General features: G+C 47.1%; 8 protein-coding genes, 2 tRNA genes and 1 rRNA gene. 8 read left to right on the forward strand and 3 right to left on the reverse strand.

Features of this window, described 5'->3' with window-relative positions; all coding sequences use genetic code 11:
* Positions 1–2 precede the first annotated feature (2 nt).
* The 3 genes from WC980_03270 to WC980_03280 are packed head-to-tail and all read right to left on the reverse strand — an operon-like array spanning position 3 to position 1,925.
* Positions 3–482 carry a zinc ribbon domain-containing protein gene (locus tag WC980_03270; GenBank protein MFA5794075.1) on the reverse strand — a complete coding sequence of 160 codons (480 nt, stop codon included), beginning with the start codon at positions 480–482 and terminating at the stop codon, positions 3–5.
* 15 nt (positions 483–497) lie between these two features.
* Entirely contained in the window at positions 498–1,352 is an 855-nt protein-coding gene (locus tag WC980_03275; protein MFA5794076.1) for a CoB--CoM heterodisulfide reductase iron-sulfur subunit B family protein, read from the reverse strand.
* Positions 1,353–1,355: 3 nt separating this feature from the next.
* Positions 1,356–1,925, reverse strand: coding sequence for a 4Fe-4S dicluster domain-containing protein (locus WC980_03280; protein MFA5794077.1), 570 nt, complete (start codon positions 1,923–1,925; stop codon positions 1,356–1,358).
* A 221-nt stretch (positions 1,926–2,146) separates the two neighbouring features.
* Between WC980_03280 and WC980_03285 the strand changes: the two genes are divergently transcribed.
* The 8 genes from WC980_03285 to WC980_03320 all read left to right on the forward strand — a co-directional run bounded on the left by WC980_03285 (position 2,147) and on the right by WC980_03320 (position 7,803).
* Positions 2,147–3,704, forward strand: a 16S ribosomal RNA gene (locus tag WC980_03285).
* A gap of 202 nt (positions 3,705–3,906) precedes the next feature.
* A tRNA-Ile gene (locus WC980_03290) sits at positions 3,907–3,980 on the forward strand.
* Positions 3,981–4,000: 20 nt separating this feature from the next.
* Positions 4,001–4,076: transfer RNA gene (locus WC980_03295), tRNA-Ala, on the forward strand.
* Between the two features lie 69 nt (positions 4,077–4,145).
* Entirely contained in the window at positions 4,146–4,679 is a 534-nt protein-coding gene (gene pyrR, locus WC980_03300) for a bifunctional pyr operon transcriptional regulator/uracil phosphoribosyltransferase PyrR (protein ID MFA5794078.1), read from the forward strand.
* On the forward strand, positions 4,663–5,628 hold the full coding sequence (locus WC980_03305) for an aspartate carbamoyltransferase catalytic subunit (GenBank protein MFA5794079.1): 966 nt from the start codon (positions 4,663–4,665) through the stop codon (positions 5,626–5,628). Before pyrR ends, WC980_03305 begins: the two co-directional genes overlap by 17 nt.
* 14 nt (positions 5,629–5,642) lie before the next feature.
* Positions 5,643–6,923 (forward strand): dihydroorotase, encoded by a 1,281-nt coding sequence (locus tag WC980_03310; protein MFA5794080.1) that lies wholly within the window; start codon positions 5,643–5,645, stop codon positions 6,921–6,923.
* A 33-nt stretch (positions 6,924–6,956) separates the two neighbouring features.
* Complete coding sequence (locus tag WC980_03315) at positions 6,957–7,460, forward strand: NYN domain-containing protein (protein MFA5794081.1); 504 nt, start codon at positions 6,957–6,959, stop codon at positions 7,458–7,460.
* Between the two features lie 73 nt (positions 7,461–7,533).
* Positions 7,534–7,803, forward strand: a complete 270-nt coding sequence (locus WC980_03320; protein ID MFA5794082.1) for an acylphosphatase — start codon at positions 7,534–7,536, stop codon at positions 7,801–7,803.
* Positions 7,804–8,389 lie beyond the last annotated feature (586 nt).

Raw genomic sequence — 8,389 nt, forward strand, 5'->3', positions numbered from 1 at the left:
ATTTATTTCGGTGCTTCAGCCGGCTTAGGCTCGACCGTTTTCTGCCAACGTTTGAGCTTGGGGATACAGTTTTTCATCATATCCCGAGCCTGGGGTTCGGGCATATTCATCTTCTTGCACAAAACGCCGGTGCACAGGTCTATCATCTGGTCACAGGTCATATCCGGCCCCATGAATGCGCCGTTCTGGTAACAGAGGTTACAGTAATCCTGGCATGGAGTCTTGTCGGTATTGGTGCCAAAATCCTCGGGCCTGGCCATAGGCATGGCGCAGCTCTGACACACCGGTCCAGTGGGCTGTTCCATTCCGGCCAGCGCAGGGGCAGAAGCCGGGGCAGGCGCGGCTGTAGCGGTCTCAGTGACGGCCTTGGCCGGTTCGGCCTTATTGTCGGTTACGGGCGGATTATCGCTCTTGCCGCAGCCGGCTGAGAACAACATCGCTCCCAGGACCAACGCCGCATATAGTTTCCACATCTTCCTCATAACAATCTCCTTTCTCTATTTCAATATCGGTTCGGTCGGCACGAAGTGCACGTCCAAGCCGAGTTCTTTTGGGTTAATGCCCATAGCCAATCCGATAAGCTGTGGCAGATAGATAATGGGCATATTGAATCTGGTATTGTAGCGTTTCTCGATATTCTTTTGGCGCATATCAAGATTGACCTGACACATCTGGCAAGCGACGATGATAGCCCGGGCGCCGTTGTCGCGGGCGTCCTCAAGTATCTTGCGGCTGAGCTCGAGCACGGCCGGCTCGTCGCAGATGGTGAAGCCGCCGCCGCAGCATTCGACTTTGTATTCCCAGTCGACCGGCTGGGCTCCGAGTTTGGCCACGACCTGATCCATCATCACCGGCTGTTCGGGGTTGTCATACTTGAGTAGCTTGGGCGGCCGGACCAGCAGGCAGCCGTAGTAACAGGCGACCTTGAGGCCGCGCAGGCGCTCAGGGTTGATTTTAGACACGAGCTTGTCCATAAACATATCAAATACTGCCACGCTGTTGATTATTTTAAGAGAACCGTCGTAATCCAGGCCGGTGGCCGAGCGCATCTCGGATTTAAGTGCCGGGTTTTCGGTTATTTCGTGGTTAGTGGTGATGTGGGTTTTGGAGCAGAACGGGCAGGGAGCGAATATTTCGGTCAGGCCCTGGGCCCTGGCGGTAGCCAGGTTACGGTAAGGCAGAGCCACAGCCAGTTTGTGGTTAGTGGAATGAGCGGCCGAGGCGCCACAGCAGTTCCAGTCCTCTATCTGGACCAGTTCCACTCCGATTTCGCGCAGGACGCGTTCAACGGCCTTGGCGTATTCGTAAGAACTGCCCTCCAACGCGCAACCGGGATAATAACCGAGTTTCATATATTATTTCTTGTGAGCGAATGTTTCGAATATCTTTTTAACGGCATCTTTATCCTTCACTCCGTGCGGCAGTAGCTTGAGCTTGCCGTCGAAGAACATCTTAGGACCGTTAAAAACGTCCTGCATCAGGTCGAGAGTCCTAAGTTTATAATTTGTAACCAGCATCATCTCGTAGAGTCGGCCGTATGATTTTATGGTTTCCAGAAACGACTTATGGAATGACTGAATCCGTTTTTGCTCCTTGGTAGCGACACCCTCGCGGACGGCCAGTTCCCGGCAGGTATCCATCAGGCCGGCGATTTCGACATCCTTTGGGCATCTGGTCGAGCAGGTGATACAGCTAAGACAGACCCAGATGGTAGATGAGTGAAGGACTTCATCGCGTAGACCGAGCTGGCAGAGGCGGATGAGCTGGCTGGGCGGGTAATCCATCTGAAAAACCATGGGGCAGCCGGCCGAACACTTACCGCACTGGTAACATTTCCTTAAATCGTTGCCGGACAGGGAAATAATCTCGTCCGTAAACCAGGCAGTGCCATTTTCCAGAATTATGCTTGATAGATTTGCATCCATTTTGTATCATTTTCTTGACAATAGTTTAATGCTGTTATTTACTCTACGGGCTGATTAAGTCAAGCAAATATATAATAAAAACTTGACAATACTTTTAAAAGAAGTATAGTAACGAATTCTGTTCTTTGAAAAATAGACATCCAAGGAGTGAGGTAGAAGAAGAGTTTTAACACTCAAAACACAAAAAATCCTAAGGGATCAAAAAAACTTTAATTAAATTTTGATTGGAGAATTTGATCCTGGTTCAGAACGAACGCTGGCGGCGTGCCTAATACATGCAAGTCGCACGAGAAATTCCGGGGCAACCTGGAACAGTAAAGTGGCGTAAGGGTGAATAACGAATAGATAACCTACCCCTGAGATTGGGACAACCTCGCGAAAGCGGGGCTAATACCAAATATAATTACGTTGAGGCATCTTGGTGTAATGAACAGCTGCTTCGCAAGAGGTGGCGCTTGAGGAGGGGTCTATTTCCTATCAGGTAGTTGGCGAGGTAATGGCTCACCAAGCCTAAGACGGGTAGCCGGCCTTAGCGGGTGTCCGGCCACACTGGAACTGAGACACTGTCCAGACTCCTACGGGAGGCAGCAGTAGGGAATATTGCGCAATGGGCGAAAGCCTGACGCAGCGACGCCGCGTGTGGGACGAAGGCCTTCGGGTTGTAAACCACTGTCAGAGGGGACGAATTTTCCAGCTAATCACTGGAAGTGACTTAACCCTCAGAGGAAGCACCAGCTAACTCCGTGCCAGCAGCTGCGGTAATACGGAGGGTGCAAGCGTTGTTCGGATTTACTGGGTGTAAAGAGCTCGTAGGCGGTTGGGTAAATTAGGCGTGTAAGCCCCCGGCTTACCCGGGGAACAGCACCTAAGATTGCCTGACTAGAGTGCGGAAGAGGAGAGTGGAACTGTAGGTGGAGCGGTGAAATGCGTAGATATCTACAGGAACACCAGAGGCGAAGGCGGCTCTCTGGTCTGCTACTGACGCTGAGGAGCGAAAGCTAGGGGATCAAACAGGATTAGATACCCTGGTAGTCCTAGCCGTAAACGATGGATACTAACTATGGGTGACTTTTAGTTGCCTGTGGTGCAGCTAACGCGGTAAGTATCCCACCTGGGGAGTACGGTCGCAAGATTAAAACTCAAAGGAATTGACGGGGGCTCGCACAAGCGGTGGAGCATCTGGTTCAATTCGATGCAACGCGAAGAACCTTACCTGGGTTTGACATGCTGGTAGTAGGAGTCCGAAAGGATAACGAATCCCGAAAGGGAAAGCCAGCACAGGTGTTGCATGGCTGTCGTCAGCTCGTGCCGTGAGGTGTTAGGTTAAGTCCTGTAACGAGCGAAACCCTTGTCGTTAGTTACCCCGTAAGGGGAATCCTAACGAGACTGCTTCGGTAACGGAGAGGAAGGTGGGGACGACGTCAAGTCATCATGGCCTTTATGCCCAGGGCGACACAGGTGCTACAATGGCCGGTACAGAGGGTTGCCAAGCCGTAAGGCGGAGCTAATCCCTTAAAACCGGTCTCAGTTCAGATCGAGGTCTGAAACTCGACCTCGTGAAGTCGGAATCGCTAGTAATCGCGGATCAGCCACGCCGCGGTGAATATGTTCCCGAGCCTTGTACACACCGCCCGTCAAGCCAGCCAAGCACAGGGTACCTGAAGTTCGTTGCTTAACTCTGTTTACTCAGAGATGGCGCGGCCCAAGGTAAAATGTGTGAGGAGGGCTAAGTCGTAACAAGGTAGCCGTAGGGGAATCTGCGGCTGGATCACCTCCTTTCTAAGGTGATTACCATTTAGTTAATTCTCGGTCTCCTCACCCTTGGAATGTCTTTTTTTTTTCATGTCACCAATCTTATTTTTATCAATAACACATTAATAATCATAATTTTCTTGAATTACTGGTAGCTATTTGATAAAAGTTAGCGCTAGAATCCGGTGTAGCGAAGCCGGTTATTCCATCAGAGTGCTACTGTATAACGGGGCGTGTAGCTCAGTTGGTTAGAGTCCACGCTTGATAAGCGTGTGGTCGACAGTTCGAGTCTGTCCACGCCCATTTTTACTATGTAATCTCATGGGGTCGTAGTTCAGTTGGGAGAACGCCTGCTTTGCAAGCAGGAGGTTGCCGGTTCGAATCCGGTCGACTCCACCACTCCTCTGTTCACCTTAGACCGGATAGATTTTCTTGACAACGCCCCTGTTTTCATGTTGAGTAGTCGCGATGTTAACAACAAAAAAATCCAGTAATAAAATAGAGCAGCTGTTAAAAAAGTTAGCCAGCCAAATTTTAGCTGACCTGGGTAAAAACAATTCCGACATCGCGCTTATCGGCATACACCGGCGCGGCGTGCCGTTGGCCCAAAGGCTCCGGAAAATACTCGGCAAAAACTCTAATAATATCCCTATGGGCACCCTGGATATTACCCTCTACCGGGACGATCTCAATACGGTCGGGCCGGCCCCCATCATTAAAGGCACAGATATAAAATTCGACATCACCGGGAAACATGTTATCCTTGTGGATGACGTGCTGTTTACCGGCCGGACCATCAGGGCGGCGCTGGATGAAATAATGGATTTCGGCCGGCCTAAATCAATAAAACTAGGCGTCATGGTCGATCGGGGGCATAGAGAACTACCCATTCAAGCCGATTACGTCGGACAGGTTATCAAAACCACCCTATCAGATATTATAAAAGTCAAGGTGGCCGAACTGGACGGTAAAGACGATATCGTTTATGAAAGAAAAAAATAGCACCGTAATCTGGACAAAGAAACACCTTTTGGGGTTAGAAGACCTTTCGGCAGACGAAATTAACCTGATATTCGATACGGCCCGCTCATTCAAGGAAATTTCCACAAGGAATATTAAAAAAGTACCCGCACTGCGCGGCAAAGTGGTGGTTAATATGTTCGTGGAGCCGAGCACACGAACAAAAACCTCATTCTCTCTGGCAGCTAAAAGGTTGAGCGCGGACATAACAGATTTTTCGCCATCGACCAGCGCTTTAGTCAAGGGTGAATCACTCAAAGACACGGCTAAAAATATCGAGGCTATGGGCATAGATATAGTGATCATCCGTCATACAGCACCGGGCGCTCCGCATCTGCTGTCCCGAACCATCAATGCCAGTGTGATAAATGCAGGTGATGGCGCTCACGAACATCCAACCCAAGGGTTATTGGATATATTTACGATTCTCGAACAAAAAGGCAGCATTAAGGACTTAACAGTTGCCGTAGTGGGAGACATCACTCACAGCCGGGTAGCCCGCTCAAATATCTGGGGACTGATAAAATTAGGCGCTAAGGTTATCGCCGTAGGGCCGGCCACCCTGATTCCACCAGAGATAAAGGAATTAGGCGTTCGGGTATCATACGATATAGACGAGGTCATAAAAGAAGTCGATGTAATCAATATTTTAAGAATACAGTTGGAACGCCAGCAAAGAGGTCTTTTCCCATCTGTCCGTGAATATGCCAGACTGTTCGGCATAAACACTGAAAGAGTCAAGAAAGCTAAAAAGGATATTTTAATTATGCATCCTGGCCCAATTAATCGGGGAATAGAAATAACCTCAGACGTGGCAGACGGCAAGAATTCGGTCATCCTTCAGCAGGTCACTAACGGATTGGCTATCAGAATGGCAGTGCTTTATCTGGTATCAGGCTCAAACTTAACAGAAATAACAGAAGAAACTTAAAGTAACTAAGCAAAATGACTAAAATTATTATAAAAAACGGACGCATCATAGACCCGGCGAATAAAATAGATAAAATCACCAATATTCACATCGAATCCGGTAAAATAAAATCCATAGGTTCTCAGCTATTCAAAGCTAACACAATAATTGATGCCAAAGGACTGGTGGTAACCCCCGGCTTAATCGATATGCACGTTCATCTGCGCGAACCAGGCAATGAAGATGAAGAAACCATATCTTCCGGCTCCGAAGCGGCTATACACGGAGGATTCACATCAGTCGCAGCTATGCCAAACACAGACCCATCGGTTGATAACGAGGCTTCAGCTGAATTCGTATATCTCCAGGCTAAGCGCACCGGCTTAGCCAACGTATTTCCCATCGGCACCATAACTAAAGGACGCAAAGGCGAGGAGCTGTCGGAAATAGGCCAACTGACCCGTGGCGGCGCAGTTGCTTTTTCCGACGACGGTGAACCGGTCAAATCAGCAGAGGTAATGCGTCGAGGCCTGGAATACGCAAAAATGTTCAATAAAGCCATTATCAGTCATTGTGAAGATAAAACACTAACCAGAGATGGCGTGATGAACGAAGGATATATATCTTTCCTTCTGGGACTGAGGGGTATGCCGGGAGTTGCCGAGGAGATAATGATTTATCGGGATATTATCCTGGCTGAAATGACTGAAAGCAAGCTACACATTGCCCATATCACTACAGCTAACGCAGTGGATATTGTGCGCCAAGCCAAAAAACGCGGCATCAAAGTTACGGCTGAAGTAACGCCTCACCATCTGGTGCTCACGGATGAATATATCAAGACTTCGGATTTCGACACTAATTTCAAGATGAACCCGCCGTTGAGAACCAAAACAGACATAGCGGCATTAATAAAAGGATTAAAAGACGGAACCATCGACGCAATTGCATCCGACCATGCGCCGCATTCGCCGGAGAAAAAGGATGTAGAGTTCAATGTGGCCCCATTCGGCATTATCGGAATCGAATCGCTCCTGCCGATAGTATTTACAAATCTAATCCATAAAAACATCGTTTCGCTTAAAGATATTATCGCCAAATTGACAATAAACCCGGCTAAGATTTTGGGTATTAATAAAGGCACGCTTACGCCGGGTGCCGATGCTGATATTACTATTATAGATCCTGATAAAAAATGGACTATAGATACCTCAAAATTTAAATCCAAGAGCCACAACTGCCCGTTTAACGGATGGAAAGTTCAAGGCAAAGCCGTAAAAGTAGTAATCGGCGGCCGGATAATTCCTCTGGAATAACTTCATCATTACACAGCAATTAAGGCAACCAATATGCTTATCATTGACGGATACAATCTTATTTTTACGGAAACCAAAATCTTCGATAAAAACTCTGATTCCCTGGAAAATGCCCGGTCAAGCTTAATCCGGCGGATTAAAGAACATAATCATAAAAGTAAAGAGCATATTATAATAGCGTTTGACGGAAAATCAGGCCTGCATTATCCGGAAAAAGTCCAAGAGGACAGACAAATCGAACTTGTTTTTTCGCAATCAGAACAATCCGCGGATCAACTAATTTTGAATATAATTTCCGCTTCAGCATATCCCAAAACAATAGAACTTGTCAGCTCGGACCGTGAACTAGCCGAATCAGCTAAAAAATTAGGCACTAAAACGTGCTCTTCGAATGATTTTATAGCAAGAATCAGTAATAGATCTAAGGACTCTAAAAAATCATGGGAAATATCACGGGATGACGAACCAGTTGAAAAAGCTATCGGCCTCAGCCCAGATGAAGCTAAGGCCTGGCTAAAAATATTCAGCAAGGATTAATTGCACAGCAAAGACGTAAAAAACGTAAGATTATCATAACTAATTAATTCTCTAAGTCCTCATTGTCTCAGCGATGAATGGTATGAAATCACAGGCGCATTTATATATTAGCGGTTTAGTTCAAGGCGTCTTTTTCAGAGCATCTGCCAAAGAAATGGCTCAGTCATTAGGACTCAGCGGCTGGGTAAAAAACATGGCAGACAGACGAGTTGAAGCCATTTTTGTCGGTAATAAAAATGATATAAAAAAGGCTATTGAATGGTGTCATCACGGACCACCTTCGGCACGTGTGGATAAGGTTGAAGTAATATGGGAAGAACCATTAGCACTTCCGCAAGAATAGACTCGAAACGAACAAAATAATAATTTCAACTCATTTATTATTAAGTAAATTGTATTCCAGAGAGAAACAACCTCATTGGAATATCGTAAGGAACAACAATTTTATCCTGTGGACACTCTTATCACCAGCCGTTCCTCATCTCTCCTTGACAAAACAGAGGAATAGAATATATCTTAGCAGAACTGCCTTACCTTCTTCCTGATTTTAATTTGCCGTCTTTCCACAAGGCTATTTATCCTAAGTACACAAAGGACTCAGGACAAATTAAACCGATAATCTCCAGAAGACAGGTCAGGATTTAAACTAGGTACCAACCTAAAATGAGCACCTTGGGTTTTAGGAACCCACAATCTGTAGTACGTTTATAGCAAAAACCGCTATATATGGTAGAGGAGTTATCCACAGGGGGGATAGCCCACCCCTCCGACCTTACCTGCTCATCCCTTGTGCCTGTATAGACCGCCTCTCGGGTCTTCTATACACACCTCCCGTGCCTTACCCCATCACGGTTTGTGGATATATAACCGGTATCCGGTGTCTTCTATACACACCTAGGGTGGGTAAGTAGAGAATCACCGGTCATCTA

It is taken from the genome of Candidatus Brocadiia bacterium (genome assembly GCA_041658285.1).
Taxonomy (GTDB): domain Bacteria; phylum Planctomycetota; class MHYJ01; order JACQXL01; family JACQXL01; genus JBBAAP01.

Excerpts from the sequence above, each read along its gene's own strand:
- WC980_03270 (MFA5794075.1), bottom strand. The coding sequence starts at position 482 with ATGAGGAAGATGTGGAAACTATATGCGGCGTTGGTCCTGGGAGCGATG.
- WC980_03275 (MFA5794076.1), bottom strand. The coding sequence starts at position 1,352 with ATGAAACTCGGTTATTATCCCGGTTGCGCGTTGGAGGGCAGTTCTTAC.
- WC980_03280 (MFA5794077.1), bottom strand. The coding sequence starts at position 1,925 with ATGGATGCAAATCTATCAAGCATAATTCTGGAAAATGGCACTGCCTGG.
- pyrR (MFA5794078.1), top strand. The coding sequence starts at position 4,146 with ATGTTAACAACAAAAAAATCCAGTAATAAAATAGAGCAGCTGTTAAAA.
- WC980_03305 (MFA5794079.1), top strand. The coding sequence starts at position 4,663 with ATGAAAGAAAAAAATAGCACCGTAATCTGGACAAAGAAACACCTTTTG.
- WC980_03310 (MFA5794080.1), top strand. The coding sequence starts at position 5,643 with ATGACTAAAATTATTATAAAAAACGGACGCATCATAGACCCGGCGAAT.
- WC980_03315 (MFA5794081.1), top strand. The coding sequence starts at position 6,957 with ATGCTTATCATTGACGGATACAATCTTATTTTTACGGAAACCAAAATC.
- WC980_03320 (MFA5794082.1), top strand. The coding sequence starts at position 7,534 with ATGAATGGTATGAAATCACAGGCGCATTTATATATTAGCGGTTTAGTT.